Raw genomic sequence first — 18,909 nt, 5'->3', positions numbered from 1 at the left:
TGCATTACGTCGTTCTGCGTTTGATTAGCGATGACAAGTCGTATTACGAAATGAACCCGTTTCGAAATGTAGCCTTTGCAAAATTAGCACAATTTTGCGCCACACCATCAGCCGACAAGCAACCTAAGTTCTTTGCCTCGCCAAACGGTAACTCAGCAAACCCTGCGCGAAACCAGTTGTCACAAGATCATCGAGGTAGCATTCGAGATCACGTTCGATACTGTCAGATTCAACGGCTTCATCGATCTCCGAGGCGAACACTTGATCGTGAATCGAGAAACTCGATCGCGGTGCCGCTATCTTCAACGGTTCCCAGTTCATCGACATCGCGGAAAGCGACTTCGCTTGCCGCTCTTGAATGCCTTCCGTTTTAGCAGCGTCAAAATACGCTGATTCGGGTAGCCTGATGCTTAGCGTTTGTCGTTTCTTGGCTTGATTTGCCGACTGTTCTGCCGCCCCGGAACCTACCGTGACAGTCACCGTCGCGGTATCGACTCGCAAATCATAAACGTAGGCGCCGCCGGAGTTGTTGGACGGACGATTGTCGAGCCACGATCCGATCACTGCGACGTCGCTGCTGAGCCCGACTGAGATCCCGTACTGGTCGGCAGCGGTGACTTCGTCGTTGACCAGCACGCGGGTCTGCGTCCAAGTGCCGCCGACGTTTTCAAACAAATACGCGCGGCCAGAACTGCTGCCCCCAGCATCGGCCTGCGGTGAACCAGTAACGATGTGATTTGCGTCAAAGGCGACGGAAAATCCCAACCGATCGCCGGCCGCTCCATCGTTGGCAAGCAATTTGGCGACCTGGCCCCAGTTGTTGCTGCCGCCTTCGTTCTGCGAAAGTACATAAACCGATCCGAGTTGATTCAGGCCACCTTCGTCGTCGTGTGGGGCGCCCACGGCTACCGTGCTGCCCTGAACGCTGACGCTGAAGCCGAATCGATCACCCGCTGCAGCATCGGGAGCCTCGATGGATTTGAGTTCGCCCCAGTTGTCCGCGCCAAATCGATTGCGTTCGAAGATGTAAACCGAGCCGCTATCAGCACCGATGCCATCGTGCCGAAACGCCCCGACGGCGAGAGTGCTGTTGTCGATCGAAACGGAATGCCCAAACCGATCACCGGCCCCTTGTGTGCTGCCAGTCAGCTTCTTGACCTGTCCCCAATGGCCGATGCCACCTTCATCTCGATTGAACACGTAGACTGCGCCGGAGAAATCGCCAACAGGATCAGCCGTGCTTGCGCCTACCACCACCGTATCACCCGAAACGTCGACCGAGCGTCCGAACAAATCTCGCGAAATCGTATCGCTACCGATCAACTTGGTCGTCGAGGTCACGCCTCCGGCATCAAAGTCAAACACGTAGGCTGCACCAGCGAAGAAGCCATTGTCCTTGTCACGGTGTGCCCCCACCACGGCGGTGTTGCCGTCGATCGCGACACTCCAGCCAAAATGAGTTTGGGCTTGTGGGTCACCGGTAAGTAACGCCAGTTGCTGCCAGTCGCCCGTCGTTGTCTTCTCAAACAGTACCGCAGAACCGGCGTTGGTGATGCCGTTGGGGTCGTCCAGATACGCACCCACGACCGCATAGTCGCCATCAATGTCAATGGAATAACCCAGCCGATCGCCACCGGTCGTTGACGGGCTGGTTAGTTCCAACGAAGCCAGTGCAACGGAATAGTCAAACGAATCGGTAACGGTGAATCCAGTGTCGGGCGTGTAGGTTAACGTCCCGTTGCCATTATCGGTGACGACTCCGTTGGTAGCGTCCATGTGTCCGGCCAAGACCACACCGCCATCAGGCAGATCATTGTCGAGTACTGAAATTGTGATCGGCTGGTTCTCGGTAGTGGTCGCCGCATCATCCACTGCCAAGAATGAAACGAATCCTTCCGATTGAAGGATTAACTCGTAAGCATCGTCCAGTGCTGGAGACGTTGTGCTGTCTTTCGTTCCATCGCCAGCGTCAAACTTAGAGTTGCCCGACCGGGTCACGGCGGCATAGAACGTACCGGACGAAGGCGCAAAGAAACTCACGTAGGCTTCGAGGCTACTGAATTCTGCACCACTTCCCACGTCGTTGTCGCTAACCGCTAGCTGATTTCCGGCTTCGTCGAAGACGCGAAGCAATGAATCAAGATTTCCGGATAGGTGATCAACGTCAATCCCAAGTGTTTGGCCGGCGGCAGCAGAAAACGCGTACATATCAACATCGGTATCTCCACCGAGTAGCGTTTCCAGTTCACCCGTGACGGTGCCCGGCGCCAAAGGTATTGCTTCGTCAATCTCGTCGTCATCATCGGACTCGCTAGCGAAATACAATTCTTCACCCAGAGTGCTGGTCTCACCGGCGAAAAGCAGCGACTGCGCGAACGGATGTATGCTTCCGACATCTGGCGAGTTTGCCATCCCTAACTGCAGCCTTTCGATCGTCATACTGCTCGCATCGACTCGCCACAATTCTACCGGGCCGGCAGCGATGCTCTGCGCACGAAAGTACAAGACTCCGTCTACGTTGGTTAGATCCACTGGATCGATGGGCGCCGCCATCCCGCTGGGAACACTTAGAGCGTTTGTTCCTAAAGCAGTGCCATCACTGAAAAAGACTTTCCTGCCTCCGGTTCCATCAAGCGCGGAGAAGAAAACGTTGCCATCCACCTCAGTCAAACTGGCGGGATCAGCATCAGCGGAACCGGGCATGATGTCGCTGACCAGAGTGGTTCCAACGTTGGTTCCATCGGACTTCCACAACTCATTGCCATGAGTCGCATCGTTTGCGGTGAAGTACAACGTTCCGTCAACATTGGTCAACCGGTCGGGATTCGAACTTCCCGGACCAGGACGAATGTTGCGGATCAGAATCGTTCCACTGGCAGTTCCATCGCTCTTCCATAGTTCTTGCCCTTGAACGCCGTTGCTGCCTCGGAAATACAGCGTGCCATCAACGTTGGTCAGACGCGTTGGAAATCCGCTGCCACTGCCCGAATCCAAATCGGCGAGCATGAATGTGCCCGCCTCCGTGCCATCACTCTTCCACAATTCGGTGCCGAACGTGTCATTGGGAGCACTGAAAAAAAGTGTTCCATCGACATCAGTAAAGCCGAATGGCTTGGCCCCATAGGCACCATCGAAGCTATTGATCTGTTTTACAAATTCGATGTCCGTGTGGGGAGCTTCACTCTTGTACAAACTGTACCCGTCAAAGTCGGGGTTCATGTTGAAGAAAAGCGTGCCGCCCGAATTGGTGAATCCGTTGGGCGATGCGCTATAAAGATCGCAGTAAACCGCGTACAGGCAATTACCTTCGCGCCAGGTACCGTCCACGTAACTCGTGCCCGCAGATGTGCCGTCGCTCTTCCAAAGCTCATATTCACCCAACGCATCAAAAAAAATCGTGCCGCCCACGTTGGTGAGTTGGTTCGGAACAGAGCTTTTCGCACCCGCACTGATGTTGCGCACCAACCGCGTGCCAGCGGTGGTCCCGTCGGTGGCCCACAGTTCGTCGCCTCGGATACCATCATCGGCACTAAAGAACACCGTGTTAGACGCAGTCGTGAAATTCAATGGGGAAGAACTACCACTGCCGGTCCGGATATCAACCATCTCAAAGTCGACCGCGAGCAACTGCCTCTGCTCAAGCAGTTCAATGCGAAGCGCACATCGTTTTTGAGATCGCTGAACTCGCTTGCCCTCCGGACCGCGGCGATGGCTTGCTTTCGACATGTTGAAGTCGCCCATTCTTGAAAGTGGTGAGTCACAAAAACCAAACCTCCCACGATACTATCGCTAAACCCCCCGCACATCAAGTTGGTGATCCCCTTCATCGCCCGCGACTGCCCCATCATGCAACAACGCCCTAAAAGACGTATCGGAAGAGACCTATAGGCTGGCTGAAAATGCGTGACCCAGGCGATCGTCGGCGATGTCGTCGAGGTAGCGTTCGTCTTCGTTCTCGTCGTCCGTTTCCATGCTCTGTGCGAACACTCGATCACGTGCCCAAACTCGTGCTTGCCAGACTGCCTGATCGGCGTCTTGGTTTTCGTGCATGACGTTCGGTAGCGCTGCCTCCGATGCGATGTTCATCATCGCTGGAGAGTCTTCGATCAGCGGCAACTCGGAACTTCCAGGATTGACCGTCACCGTCACCGTCACCGTTGCCGTGTCGGTCTGCAAATCAAATGCGTAGGCGCCACCTGAATTATTTGACGGGCGGTTATCGAGCCATGATCCAATCACAGCAACATCGCCATCGACCGCGACTGCGATGCCGTACTGGTCCGCGGTGGTGACTTCACTGCTACCCAGTACACGAGTTTGCGTCCAGGATCCGTTCGTCAATTCGAACAGATAGCCTCGTCCCGAAGCATCACCACCACCATCGGCAAGAGGTGAGCCAGCGACAATTCGACTTCCGTCGAAAGCAACGGAAAGCCCGAGGCGATCACCAGCGTTTCCGTCAGTAGCAAGCAACTTTGCAACCTGCCCCCAGTTGTTAGAACCTCCTTCGTTTTGCGAAAGGACGTAAACGGATCCGAGCTGATTGACCCCACCAGTATCATCCTGTGGTGAACCAACAACGACCGTGGTTCCATCGACAGCCACGCTAGCCCCAAATCGGTCACCCGCAGACGCATCGGATGCCGTAATGACTTTGAGCTCACCCCAGTTTTCGGCACCAAAGCGATTTCGTTTGAAAACGTAAACGGCACCGCTGTCGATGCCTTGGTCATCATTGCGAAACGCGCCAACCACAATGGTTGCATTGTCGATGGCGACCGACTGACCAAAACGATCCCCAGCCCCTTGAGTGCTACCGGTCAACTTCTTGATCTGCCCCCAATTATCCTGACCGCCCTCATCGCGGTTGTATACATTGGCTGCTCCAGACGATGCGCCCAAAGGGTCAGCAGTACTGGCACCAACGACAATGGTGTCACGATCGATGTCGACCGAACGACCAAACAAGTCTCGATTGACAGTGTCTGAACCTGCGAGCTTGCGAACTTGGGTCCATTCACCATCTACGTCTTGAAAGACATAGGCGGCGCCCGAATGAAACCCGTTGTCACTGTCTCGCTGCGCGCCCACGACAACCGTGTCTCCGGAAACCGCAACACTCCATCCAAACTGACTCTGCGGAATCGCGTCGCCAGTGAGAAGCGTGAGAAACTGCCAAGAGATGCCATCGCGGCGGTAAAGCGAGACCGATCCGGCATTGGTGACGTCGTTTGGGTCATCCAAGTAGGCACCGACGACCGCAAGATCACCATCAACGTCCACCGAGTAACCATAGCGGTCCCCGCCGGTGATCTCAGCATTGGTAAGCTCGGTCGACTTCAACGCGATCGTGTAATCAAATGCATCGGTTCCAAGAAATCCACTCGTTGGCGTGTATTCAATCTGCCCATTGGCATTGACCGTTGCGTTTCCATTAGCTGGATCGCTGAAACCAATAACCTCGACGTCGCCTGATGGAAGGTCATTGTCCAAGACCGGAACAAAGACAGCGGTATCCTGTATCGCTACCACGCTGTCCGGGACCGCGGTTGGCCCAAGCTTGTGGAACAGCAACTCATAGTCGTCGCTTTCCAGTGCGTCACGAATGTCATCACCGGTTCCTCCCGCGATCTCAAAATCAATGTTACTAAATCCTGTCACCGCAACGAAAATGTTCCGGTCGATGGTGCGGTGAATCGCAAGTAGGATTCCAGCTCACTGAACTCAGGTGCCGGTCCCACGTCGTCGTCGCTGATATCCAATAGATTTCCGTCTGACGCATAGACGCTCAGGATTGAGTCAAGCTCTCCACCGCTACGGTCCACGTCGATATCGAACACTTCGCCCTGGTCGGCTTCGAATCGGTATAGATCAACGTCCGTTTCGCCTCCGAGTATCGTTTTGATCGTACCGAGCGTGGATCCTTGACTGAGGGTAATGGCCTCGGAAATCTGATCGTCCTCATCGGTATCTGTTCCGATAAATAGCTCGACTCCATGATCTTCGGTCTTAAGCGTAGCGAAAACGCGGTTCTCAAAAGCAAAGAGCAAGTCGCCTTGAATAATGTCGAAATTGGAACTCACCACCAGTTCCGGCGCTGATCCACTCTCGTCTACTCTCCAAAACTGGTTTCCCAACTCGTCGTTGAATGCTTTGAAGAACAATGCTCCTCCCACGTTGGACAATTCACCGGGAAAGGAACTATCTGGGCCTTGTCTCAGGTCAGCGACCAACGACGTGCCAGCGGAAGTTCCGTCGGTTGACCAAAGCTCACGGCCCTCAGCGTCTGTGCTAGCTTCAAAAAAGAGCGTTCCGTTGACCTCAGTAAAATCGCGGGGATATGAGTCCTCCGGACCGGGATTGATGTCCGCGACGAGACTACCCGAGCCCGTCGCCGCATCGATTCTCCAGAGCTCGTTCCCAGTCGTACCATCATTGGCATTAAAGAACAGCAGACCTTCGATCGCCGTCAGCGCACCTGGAAAAGAGCCAGATGAGCCCGGTCTAATATCCAACACCAGTAGGTCACCGGTCGTTCCGTCGATCGCAAAGACCTCGTCACCGACACCTAGTCCGCTAGAGTTGGCGCTGAAGTAGAGTTTGCCGTCCACGTTGACGAAATCATCAGGGCCAGATCCATAGTTACCTGGCTCTATGTCAAACACTTGCACTGTACCGGCCTCTGTTCCATCGCTCTTCCAAACCTCCGCACCACTAATTCCGTCATTCGCTCGAAAGTACAGTTCACCATTGAATTCGGTCAGCTCGCGTGGTTCGGAGCTGTCTAAAAAGGAACCCGGCCTAATGTCGCGTACCAGGACAGTACCGGCCTCGGTTCCATCACTTTTCCAAAGCTCGCGACCGTGAGCGTCATCATCTGCTGTAAAGAATAAAGTTCCCGCAACATTCACGAAGTCTTCGGGTTCAGACCTTCCAGACCCGATCGAGATATCTTTCACCAATACCGTTCCGGCGGCAGTTCCATCGCTCTTCCAAAGCTCCTCTCCATTGACACTGTCAGACGCCGAGAAAAAAACTGTGCCGTTGACATTCGTGATGTTCTCAATTCGTGAGACACCAGTGCTAGCTAATGATTGTGTACCGGCGATCGTTCCGTCGCTGACCCACAAATCGTCTCCCGTGTCCCCGCTCCTAGCAACGAAGTAAATCGAACCGGAGACCTCAGTGAAATCACTGGGGTACGAGCCATTGGTGCCAACCTGAATATCGGCTACCTGATTTGTCCCTGCTTCCGTGCCATCGCTGGACCAGAGTTCCGTCTCTTGCCGAATGCTACCGGCAGCGAAGAAAAGAGTCCCTCCAATATTTGCCAACTCTTCGACATACCCGTTGCCTGATGGACCAATTTCCTTCAAAAGGCTCGTACCGGCAACGGTGCCATCACTGGTCCAAAGTTCTTGTTCAAACGTTACGAAGTAAAGCAGTCCGTTAACATTGGTTTGCCTTTGGGGGACAGTTCCAAAAGATGACGTGCTGTCATCGGTCAGCATCGCTGTGCCTGCGGTCGTCCCATCACTTTTCCAAAGCTCGTACCGCCCTGAATCGTCACCGGCAGTGAAATAAACAGTGCTACCAATGCTTGCGAGCTCGAAAATAGTCGTATTCTGACTACCTGTTCGAATGTCCTTGACGAGGGCTGTTCCCGCACTAGTGCCATCGCTCGTCCAAAGCTCCCGCCCATTAACGTCGTCGTCCGCAGTAAAAAACAATGAGCCTCCTGCATTGGTTAACTGAGTTGGTCGCGAACTGCCCGACCCTAATTGAATGTCTTGCACGAGGGCCGTGCCGGCAACAGTGCCATCGGACGACCATAGTTCGTATCCGTGCACACCATCATCAGCGGCAAAGAAAAGCGTTCCATTAACATCGACCAATGGTGGATAATAGTAACTCACAGGATACGAGCTGGCGCTGAGGGCATCTGAGAGGCCCGGATTGATGTCTTGGACCAAGAACGTCCCCGAGGCCGTTCCGTCGGATGTCCAAAGCTCCTGCCCATGAACTCCGTCATCAGCGATAAAGAACAGTTCGCCGCCAATACTAGTCATCCACAACGGATAAGAGTTTGCCGAACCTGGATTGATATCTAGCACTTGAGTAGTCCCAGCGGACGTGCCATCTGTCTTCCAAAGTTCATGCCCAGCAACATCATCCGTTGCTGAGAAATACAGCGTTCCATCATGGTTCGTCAAAAACCTCGGTCTTCTGAAGTTGTCGCCGGGCGCGATTTCATGAACCATACGTGTTCCCGATTCAGTACCGTCACTGGTCCAAATCTCATCCCCGTTGATTCCGTCGTTGGCTGTGAAATAAAGCACCCCATCGACGTTTGTAAGCTCGACTGGATCACCACCACGTGTTCCCGGTCGAATATCGGAAACCTGACGTGTTCCAGCCATCGTGCCATCGGTTGTCCACAGTTCGCGACCACTCTGCGCAGTCGTTGCTGTAAAGAAGATCGCATCGCCAACCTGAGTGATCTCGCCAGGAGAGGAACCAGCCAAGGAATCATTGATGTCGGCAAGCAGCTCAAAGTCAAACGCAAGGAGATTGCGTTGTTCGAGCAACTCAAGTTTCATCGAGCGCCGTTTGGAAATTCGCGAACTACTTCGGATACGCCTAGTGGAACGTGTTTTCAACGGTGGAGGCATGTTTGCAGTCTATGGGGGAATCATTCGGGTGAAACGCCCTGGAAGTATAGTTCGGCGCGATTACATTCATCCACACCCAACAAATTATTAACCAATATGGTCACGAGAGGCGTCCCTCACGATTCAGCGATAACTTCTCTGCAGTAGCTAACCAGACAAGAACGAATGTCATCGACCAAATTAGCTCTCACAGATTCCCCACCTGACTCGAATCGCGGGAATCGAAGTCGCCTAGGACTCCAAAGAGCAACCGCTGTGAGCTGGTTTTGCGGCAATGGTCGACCGACAACGACGCTCAAGTATTGCTCCAAGACGATTGTTCTTGGATATTAGCTCTCATTCGTATGGCAGTTTCTACGCTGTTCTAGATCGCTTCTTTGGGTAGACCATGCGAACGCGAAAACAAACCGAGCCGAATGGCCAAGATCACGCGCAGTGCGGATGCAACATCGTCAAGCGCGAACCTTGAAACCGACCATGGTGATACGTCCGAGTCACCCGAGTTGAACTCGGACAACAGTCAAGACACGCGCGGCAGCGAGATCACCAGGGTAGCTTTCCTCTTCGTTCTCGTCGTCCGTTTCCATGCTCTGTGCGAACACTCGATCACGTGCCCAAACTCGTGCTTGCCAGACTGCCTGATCGGGGTCTTGGTTTTCGTGCATGACGTTCGGTAGCGCTGCCTCCGATACGATGTTCATCATCGCTGGAGAGTCTTCGATCAGCGGCAACTCGGAACTTCCAGAATTGACCGTCACAGTCACCGTCGCTGTATCGGTTTGCAAATCAAACGCGTATGCGCCGCCTGTGTTGTTGGCTGGTCGATTGTCGAACCACGAACCGATTACCGCCACGTCGCCATCGACCGCGACTGCGATGCCGTACTGGTCGGCGGTGGTGACTTCGTCGTTGACCAGCACTCGTGTTTGCGTCCATGTACCGCCGCCGACATCTTCAAACAGGTACGCACGACCTGAATCGCTGCCTCCACCATCGGCTTGCGGTGCACCAGCAACAATGCGGGTTCCATCGAAGGCTAGCGATAGACCAAGTCGGTCGCCCTGAGCGCCATCATCAGTCGACAGCTTCGCAACTTGGCCCCAATTGTTGTTACCACCTTCAAAGAAGTCGAATACATATACCGAACCGAGCTGATTAAGTCCGGGCTCGTCATCCAACGGCGCACCGATCGCCACTCTGGATCCACTCATCGAAACCGAGTAGCCAAACTGGTCTGCAGCGGATGCATCGGATGCTTCAATCACTTTAGCCTCGCCCCAATTTTCGGTACCGCCCGATCCTCGCAAGAAGACATACGCTGCGCCACTGTCCGATCCAACTCCGTCGTGGCGGAAAGCTCCGACGGCGATGAAGTTCCCGTCAATCGAAACCGATTGCCCAAAACGATCACCGGCAGCCTGAGTGCTGCCAGTCAACTTTTTGACTTGCCCCCAATTATCGGCTCCCCCTTCATCACGATTGAACACGTAGGCGGCACCTGACGAAGCACCGACGGGATCGGCAACGCTAGCGCCCACCACAATCGTATCACCAGATATATCGACACTGCGTCCGAACAAGTCCCGTTTGATCGTGTCGTTGCCAACGATCTTCTTCACTCGCCCCCAGTTGTCGACGCCGCCTTGATCTCGCTGGAATACGTAAGCCGCGCCTGATCGAAAACCAAGATCCCGATCATACTGAGCGCTGACGACAACCGTGTCGCCGTCGATCGCAACGGACCAACCAAATTGCGACTGAGCATCAGTAGCGTCGAGGTCACCATTGAGCTGCGCCACCTGTGCCCACGATGTCGCCCCCGTTCGCTGATAGACAAACGCGGAACCGGAATTGGTAAGCCCACCTGCGTCGTCAAGGTAAGATCCAACCACCGCATAGTCACCGTCGACGTCGACTGAGTAGCCGAAGCGATCACCACCGCTCGTCTGATCATTGATGAGTTCAACGTCCTGCAAAGCGATCGTGTAGCCAAACGTGTCGGTGCCCTCAAAACCTATGTCGGGTGTGTAAGTCAGCGTACCATCACCATTATCGATAACACTGCCTTGGCTCGCACTGCCATGGCTAACCATCATGACTTCGCCCAGTGGCAAATCATTATTGAGTACGTCGATTGTCGCCGGCGTATTAACTGACGTAACCATCGAGTCCGCAACGGCCACCGGCGGGCTGCCTTCGACGACCTGCAAATTCACCGAAACCGGTTTTCCCGCCAACGTGATTTCGTTGGACATTCCAACGACGATCGTGGACGTTCCGCTAACTTGATCCCACGTAACACCGGTTCCCTGCAACTGTTCGCTTAGCGTGATCGTGATTTCGCTTAGCGAAGTCGACTGCAACGGATCTGAAACCGTCAATCCAATCTCGTTGCCCGAATCGGTGAGCATTACGATGGCCGGTTCATCCGATGAAAGCACACGTCCGGCTCCCAAGTCAATCGAACCGGCCTGATAGAAAACCACTTGTGTCACACCGATGGCCGCGTCATGGATCGCTTGGATGCCAGCATCGTTTTGCAGCATGTCAATCGTCATGTCGCTAAAGTAGGCAGGCATTTCGGCCGCCGTTATATTGGGAACGATCACATACTGGTAAAGATCATCGCTGGGGTTGGTGCCGTGATCGACGGAAAGCTGGAAGATATCGACGGCTTGAGTGTTCCCTTGTCCGTTTTTGTGGTCGAGATCGTACCAATCGTTATTGGTCGCACGAGTTTCCAGTCGCGCCGAAAGCGTTTGCCCAGACTTCGGAACGAGCACGTAGCCAATACCGTCGTGGTGAAACCACGCGGGCGAAGTGACGCTAAAGGATTGAACACCATAGTTGCCCATCGCCAACGTCTGGACGCTGTTGCCGACGTCATACGTCACATCGTCGGTCCATTCGACCTGATTGAGCGTCGTGCGAATCGGCTGGTTCTGCCCAGGTCCAACGCGGTCGATGTTCGCACCGAGAGCCACAATCGCATCAGGCAAATAGAACGTGCTCTTGTTGGCGTTGACCGTGTGGTATTGATACAGAGAATTTGCTGCGTCGTAACGGTCGTTGATGAAAGTAGCGACCGAGACCGTGCCATTGGAGGCCACGCCCGCGAACGCGTTCAGTCCACCATTATTCGTATTCCAATTGCGTATCGGCAAAGCATCGGTGCGGCTTTCCGTGGTTGTGCCGGGCAATTGATGCCAGTCCCAGCCCACTCGGGCGTTCACGTACTCGTCGCCATCCAGCATCACCAACGTGGTGCCGTCTCCCATGTGATAGTGCAGCAAGTTCTCGTTGTTGCCGGTTTCGTTGCCACTGCTGCGCACTGAGTTCATCTTGGTCGAAACATAAAATTGATCACTGCGATGCAGGACAAAGTCGTGATTCCAAAGCGCTAGGCTGCCTTCAAGATCATGAGTGTCCGCAATCAAATTATCCCGAGTGCTGATTAGCTCGGCATGCCGACTCAGTTGCCCGGTTCCAGCCGCTGTCTCGAGCGAATTGATCAGACTAGCCATGACGCTATCGGCATTCGAGTAAGCACCCGTGGTTGCTTCTCCGCTGCGTCTGCCTTGCGCTAAATAATCACCTTGCCCGTTGAACGATTCCCACTGCATGCCGTCAAGTACGAAATCGGCGATCACATCCAACTCGCTGGTGCTAAGCGACCAAGGCGTGTCGAGCATCCGAACACTCGCGGCCGATGTATCAGCGGCCCAGTCACGACCGTAACCGAACGTGAACAACTGGGCTCCGCCACCTACGTGTTGACTGAATGCTCCGTCGGCCGTCAGGCCAACCGAGAATGGCCCCGACGACGGCTGCAAACCCTTGATCATCAGTGACTCAATATCGGCAAAGCTGGCCGTGGATACAAAGCCGCGCTGAAATCCACCTACCTGTGTCAAAGGCCGGTTGTAGTCGTCCATGACGGAAGCACGTAATTGCATCGCGTGCAGACGATAACCAAGGTTGCCGCCCCAAAAGTGTTCTTCCGAATCACGCAAATGGGTGATCACACTCTCGCTGCCCGAGAGCACCGCATCATAAACTTCCCACGCTCGACCCGAGATGACAGGATCGCTGCTGAATTTCTCGGTTTGGATATCATCAAACAGATAGTAGCCCACCGAACCGATCTGACGTGGCCATGCCCAGGCTGGATTGACGAACGTTTGCCCCGCATATGAAACATTCGCGGCCCAATAAACAGTCGCGTCATAGATCTTGCTTCGCAGGCCTGCGTCTCCTTGATAAGTGGTACTGAATCTATAGGCTTCTGCGAGTGACCCCAAGCGATTGGCACTAGTATTCCAATCGTTGTTCAAATCCGAAAACGACCCGTCAGTTTGAATCTTTGACATCCAGTCGGCAACAATTGCGTCACTGATGTCGGCCGTTCGGTAACGAGTCTGTGAAAGCAGCGAATCAGAGATCTTTGAGGCCGCTGTTTCAGCCACAACGTCAACAGTGATCGTCTGAACGCTTGAAAGGGTCCCCGCGTTGTCAGCTTGCACGTCCAGTGTGTAGGAATTTGTTTGACTCAACGTCACGCCATTAGCGATCACAATCTCGCCGAAGTGTCGATCACCCGTGTCCGTCACGGTCACGATTTCAAACAACGACTGCCCTGAACCACCGACGATCGAAAACTGAGGCGTGTTGCTCACGACGGGCTGCACGAGATTTAACCTTCCCGTGACAGATTCGCCAGAAGTTGCGCCCGCGATGATGTCATGATGAACCGAAGGACTGATCTCAATGGCATCGAAGGCACCCGAGGGTTCGTCGTAGACCTCTATGAAATCGACGCGAAGCTGAGTATCGGCCGGACTACTCCACCCCGCACCCAGTTTCAACTGATTGGGAACTCCAGCGTTTAAGAACGGTTGTTCGACCACCTGTGTCATCGTTCCGTCATCCGCCTGGAAACGCAGAGACACAATCCCGTTTTGCCCATTGCTATCGACCGACCAATCGATCAGGTAGTTGCGAAATCCATCTTTCCAACTGACATCGGTGAAGATCACATCTCCGCTGCCTGTTTCAAAACGCCCCTCGGTATCATTTCTTAAAACGATGTTGGCGATTGGACCACCGGCGCTTTGGATGCTAATCAATTGAGATGGATTACCCGTGAAGGTTCCACCAGTACCGGCAGCAATTTTCAAATGGCCCGATTCGATTGCCGTGAACGGAAACGTGGCTTCGTGGGCCCATCGGTAAGCGGTCGTCCCATCATCGTCAGTCAGTTCCAACGCGCCACCGATCGCGCGCAGGTCTTCCGCGCCGACGTGGTTGTACAAGGTGTACGCATCGGGTTGCCAACCTGCGGTTTGAAGTTGTGCAAGAGTTTGGTCAGCCGCGAAATCAAAATCGACGACTGGATTGGCAGTCAAGAGATGCCGATTCTCGAGACATTCCACCAGCAACTTCCGACGCCTGTACCCATCTGTCCTTCGGCGACGCGGTCCACCGACTCGGCGACTTTCAAGGTGCATGCAAAAACTCAGTTCTCAGGACCATTCGTGTCGGGCGGAGGCACTCAGCCCAACCTTCAAAGTCCAACCACGAATCACCGACCAGCCTAGTGCAGGCATCGAGCAGTCGCAAGGAAACTCTGGCAATCGCTACACCAACTCCGCTCTCAATCGAGCCTCAGCGATATTGGCAATGGAAGTTTCAAGGTCATCAGCATCATCGCCATCAACGACTTCGATAAACACTTGATCGCGAACCGACGTCTGAACACCTGGTGCTGCGAAATTGCCAGCGGGACTCTCATGCAAGACCGACGGAGTGACGGTTTCGTACGAGACACTCACCATCTCACTCACCATCATCTCAGATTGATTTTCAACAAGAGGCGATTCAGAAGGCGCCGCGATGACGTTAACGGTCACCGTCGCCGTATCAGTCTGCAAATCAAACGCATACGCCCCGCCCGAATTGTTGACCGGGCGATTGTCCAGCCACGAACCCACAATCGCAGTGTTGCCACTGACCGCAACCGAGATCCCGTACTCGTCTGCCGTTGTCACCTCTTCGTTCGTCAAAACGCGTGACTGTGCCCACGTTCCGGAAACATCCTCAAACAGCACGGCGCGACCCGACGAGTTTCCACCGCCGTCGGCCTGCGGTGATCCAGCCACGATTCGATTGCCTTCCACGGCTACCGAAAGCCCCAGCCGATCCCCTGCGGCGCCGTTTGAATCAAGTAGCTTCGTCACTTGCCCCCAATTGTTCGTGCCTCCTTCGTCTTGGGAATAAACGTAAACCGATCCCAGCTGATTGAGGCCACCGGTGTCATCAAGCGGAGAGCCCACCGCAAGCGTGGAGCCATCGATACTGAGGCTGAATCCAAAGCGATCGCTTGCCGCCGCATCGGATGCCTCGATCGTTTTGATTTCTCCCCAAGTGTTAGCCCCACCCTGGTTTCTTTCGAAAACATAAGCAGTACCTGAATCGGTTCCCGCGCCGTCGTGACGGAACGCACCAACGGCAATCAGGTCGCCATCGATCGTTACGGATTGCCCAAAGCGATCGCCGGCTGCCTGATCGCTACCAGTGAGTTTCGTGACTTGTCCCCAATTACCAGCGCCGCCCTGGTTGCGTTCAAAAACATACGCCGCGCCCGAGGAAGCTCCCACAGGATCCGCAACACTCGCGCCAACAACAACCGTGTCCCCAGAAACATCAATCGACCTTCCGAACAGGTCACGCGCAACCGTGTCGCTACCAACGATCTTTGTGACTCGCCCCCAGTTATCGGCGCCTCCCTCATTACGCTGAAAGACGTAAGCAGCCCCTGCTTGGAACCCGGCGTCACGATCCTTTTGAGCACTGACAACGACCGTGTCTCCGTCAATGGCAACACTCCAGCCGAACTGTCCTTGCGCATCAGTAGCGTCAAGATCGCCATTGAGTTGTGCGACCTGAGTCCAAGCGGATGGTCCTTGTCGCTGGTAGACGAACGCAGATCCCGAGTTAGTGATACCGCCCGCATCATCCAGGAACGATCCAACGACCGCAAAGTCTCCGTCAACGTCAACGGAGTACCCAAAGCGGTCACCGCCTGATGCGGTTCCACTGATCAGTTCAGTGGGTTCATAGGCGATTGTGTAGTCAAACGTATCAGTGCCGGAAAAACCAGGATCCGGCGTGTACGTGAAGAAACCGTCCCCGTTGTCAACAAGCGTCCCATCACTTGGCTCAGTCGTCGCAGTGATGATCACCCCGGTTGGCGGCGTGTCGTTGGTGAAGACATTGAAACTAATATCCGAGTCGGGACCAACGAACCAATCATCCACCGCATCAAGCAATGACTCGTTGATGCGATACAACTCCGTACTAACAGCGTCCGAAATTGCCACGGCAAAGAGATCTCCACCGGCGGATGCTAACTCTCGCACTTGAGGTGGATTCGACGCCGGATCTGATAACCGTTCAGCTTGCTGAGTTGACGAGTTGATTCGCCACAGCGCATTGGAAAGCGTTCCATCATGAGCGCTGAAATACAGTGTTCCATCGTGCACGGTAAAGTTGTTTGGTCTCGCGCTCTTACTGCCCGCGTAAATGTCGGACACCAGAGATGTGCCGGTAGAAGTTCCATCACTCTTCCAAAGCTCTATCCCGTTCGTGCCGTCATCGGCCATGAAGAACGCTGTGCCACCCACATCGGTAATTTGGAAAATGCGAGACTCCTCGATTCCAACACGAACGTCTTCCACCAAGACCGTTCCGGCTGCCGTGCCATCGCTTTTCCACAACTCGTGCCCGTGTGTTCCATCGTTGGCGGCAAAGAACAGTGTTCCGTCAATATTGGTCAACTGACGGGGCGAAGAGCTGGCTGCACCCGAATAGATGTCTTTGACAAGAACCGTTCCGGCCGCGGTCCCGTCGGTCTTCCAAAGCTCACGACCGTCCGCGCCGGTGGCCGAGAAAAAGACGGTTCCATTGACGTCAGTGAAGTTGGCAGGGTCACTCATGGTCGTAGACGGAACAAGCGCGTATGTTCCCGCTGCTGTACCATCGCTGCGAAAGAGCTGGTATTCGTATGCACCGCCGTCGTTCGCTTGAAAGTAGAGAATCCCGCCAACGTTCGTCAGCCCATAGGGATAGGAACTCTCGTAGTACTGTTGGTTGATGTCGGCCACCATCAGCGTGCCAGCACCTGTGCCATCCGTCTTCCACAGCTCGCGTCCTTCGTATCCCCCGTCATCGGCGGTAAAGAAGAGCGTTCCGTTAACGTTCGTCAGATAGTAGGGATATGAGCCGGTGTAGCCACCGGGGTAGATGTCTGCGACGAGGCTAGTGCCCGCACTCGTCCCGTCACTCGACCAAATTTCTCCGGTATTGGGCCCACTGCCTGTCGTAAAGAACAGTGTGCCACTGACGTTTGTGAGGTAGTAAGGGAACGCTCCATATGGACCGGGCTGAAGATCCAGCACGAGATTTGTTCCCGCCGCGGTTCCGTCAGTCTTCCACAACTCGTTGCCCGCTGCTCCATCATTAGCCGTAAAGAACAACTCGCCGCTGACGTCGGTTAACCCATAGGGATTAGACCCCGCGCTGCCGACGCGAATATCCTTCAGCAAGGAGGTGCCCACGGACGTCCCATCGCTCGTCCAGGGCTCCACCCCACTGCCGCCATTATCGGCAGAAAAGTAGAGCGTCGTCCCGATTCCAGTGATGTGATTTGGGTTTGATCCGTTTGCACCAGAGTTGATGTCATTGACCAAGGTGGTGCCAGCCGAAGTGCCATCGCTCTTCCAAAGCTCAGTGCCATTGGCGCCATCGCGCGCGGCGAAGAAAAGAGTTCCACCTACGTTCGTCAGTCGATACGCATAGGATGAAGAGCTTCCCGCGAATATGTCGCTGACAATCGTCGTTCCCGCATCCGTTCCGTCACTGCTCCACAGCTCGGCTCCGGTGACACCATCCGTTGCCTGAAAGAACACCGTTCCACCAACATTGGTGATTGAGTTTAAATTGGAACCGCTAGTACCGGTACGAATGTCTTTGACCAGTACTGTCCCCGCAGCGGTACCGTCGCTCTTCCACAGCTCAGCTCCGTTGATGAAATCGTTGGCTTGAAAGTAGACCGTGCCTCCAACATTCGTTAACGAAGTCGGGAATGCACCACCGCTGCCCGGTGCGATATCCGCGATCCGTTCCGTCCCGGCCGTCGTGCCGTCGCTCTTCCACAACTCTCGGCCATGAGTGGACTGATAAGCGGTAAAAACAAGCGTGCCGTCAACGTTGGTTAGTTCCCTGGGGAAAGATGACGAAGTCCCCACCTCGATGTCGTCAACCCGAGTCGTTCCCAGTTCGGTACCATCGCTTTTCCAGAGCTCTAGGCCGCTGGTGCCATCGTTGGCCGTAAAGAACAAGGTGCCATCAACGTTGACGAGTGACTCGGGACTAGATCTCAGCAGGCCAGGCGCAATATCGGCGACGCGCGTCGTTCCCGCCTCCGTACCGTCGCTCTTCCAGAGCTCATACCCGCTCACTCCATCATTCGCCGAAAAGAACAAAGTTCCGTTGACATTCGTTAAATGACTCGGTGATGAATTACGTTCATAGACGCTGGGAGCTGGGAAAATGTTCTTCACTTGAACAGTCCCCGAAACGGTTCCGTCTGACTTCCAAAGCTCCGTATTGCCACCTTCGTCCTGCGCTGAAAAAAACAGTGTGCCTCCGACATTGATCAGTTCATCAGGAAACGAGCTGCCGAAGCCTTCTCGAATGTCGATCACGCTGGTACCGGCGGTGGTGCCATCAGTACGCCACAACTCGGTACCTGTCGCTGCCGAGTTGGCAGAAAAGAATGTGAGCGATCCGACTTGCACGAACGATTGAGGATCGGAACCTTGATCGCTTAGCGTGGGATTCAGGTCGCCAAGCAATTCAAAGTCGACCGCGAGAAGATTGCGCGGCTCAAGTGGCTCGATACCATGAAGTCCCAAGGTCGCTGACTTTCGGCGTGCCTTGCGTTGCAAACGGGAAGTCTTTTTTCTTCGACGCATGGATCTCTCTTCAATAACAGAAACGCTAGAAACCGTCAGTTTATCAAGAGTTGGCCATGTCTGTGACGATCGCTGTTTGCAATTCCAAACCTCAATGGCATCTAAGGAATCTCAGACCCGCCACAGTCGAATCACGTCGTAGTAACGACTTGAAAAGAACCGGAGTGACGAGAAACACACCTGAACATTCATTCTGTCTTTAG

At 54.4% G+C, this 18,909-nt stretch carries 5 protein-coding genes; all 5 read right to left on the bottom strand.

Translation table 11 applies throughout. The annotated features are described in order from the left end of the window. Window positions 1–123 precede the first annotated feature (123 nt). The 5 genes from Pla22_RS12900 to Pla22_RS12880 all read right to left on the bottom strand — a co-directional run bounded on the left by Pla22_RS12900 (window position 124) and on the right by Pla22_RS12880 (window position 18,706). On the bottom strand, window positions 124–3,726 hold the full coding sequence (locus Pla22_RS12900) for an ELWxxDGT repeat protein (RefSeq protein ID WP_165440631.1): 3,603 nt from the start codon (window positions 3,724–3,726) through the stop codon (window positions 124–126). Window positions 3,727–3,882: 156 nt separating this feature from the next. Next, complete coding sequence (locus Pla22_RS12895) at window positions 3,883–5,661, bottom strand: Ig-like domain-containing protein (RefSeq protein ID WP_146514971.1); 1,779 nt, start codon at window positions 5,659–5,661, stop codon at window positions 3,883–3,885. After that, window positions 5,658–8,600 (bottom strand): ELWxxDGT repeat protein, encoded by a 2,943-nt coding sequence (locus Pla22_RS12890; protein WP_165440630.1) that lies wholly within the window; start codon window positions 8,598–8,600, stop codon window positions 5,658–5,660. Before Pla22_RS12890 ends, Pla22_RS12895 begins: the two co-directional genes overlap by 4 nt. Before the next feature lie 566 nt (window positions 8,601–9,166). Then, on the bottom strand, window positions 9,167–14,077 hold the full coding sequence (locus tag Pla22_RS12885; RefSeq protein ID WP_165440629.1) for a polysaccharide lyase family 8 super-sandwich domain-containing protein: 4,911 nt from the start codon (window positions 14,075–14,077) through the stop codon (window positions 9,167–9,169). Between the two features lie 231 nt (window positions 14,078–14,308). Beyond that, entirely contained in the window at window positions 14,309–18,706 is a 4,398-nt protein-coding gene (locus Pla22_RS12880; RefSeq protein ID WP_146514968.1) for an ELWxxDGT repeat protein, read from the bottom strand. Between the last annotated feature and the right edge of the window lie 203 nt (window positions 18,707–18,909).

Source organism: Rubripirellula amarantea (genome assembly GCF_007859865.1).
Taxonomy (GTDB): Bacteria; Planctomycetota; Planctomycetia; order Pirellulales; family Pirellulaceae; genus Rubripirellula; species Rubripirellula amarantea.
This window is presented reverse-complemented; position numbering and strand designations above follow the sequence as displayed.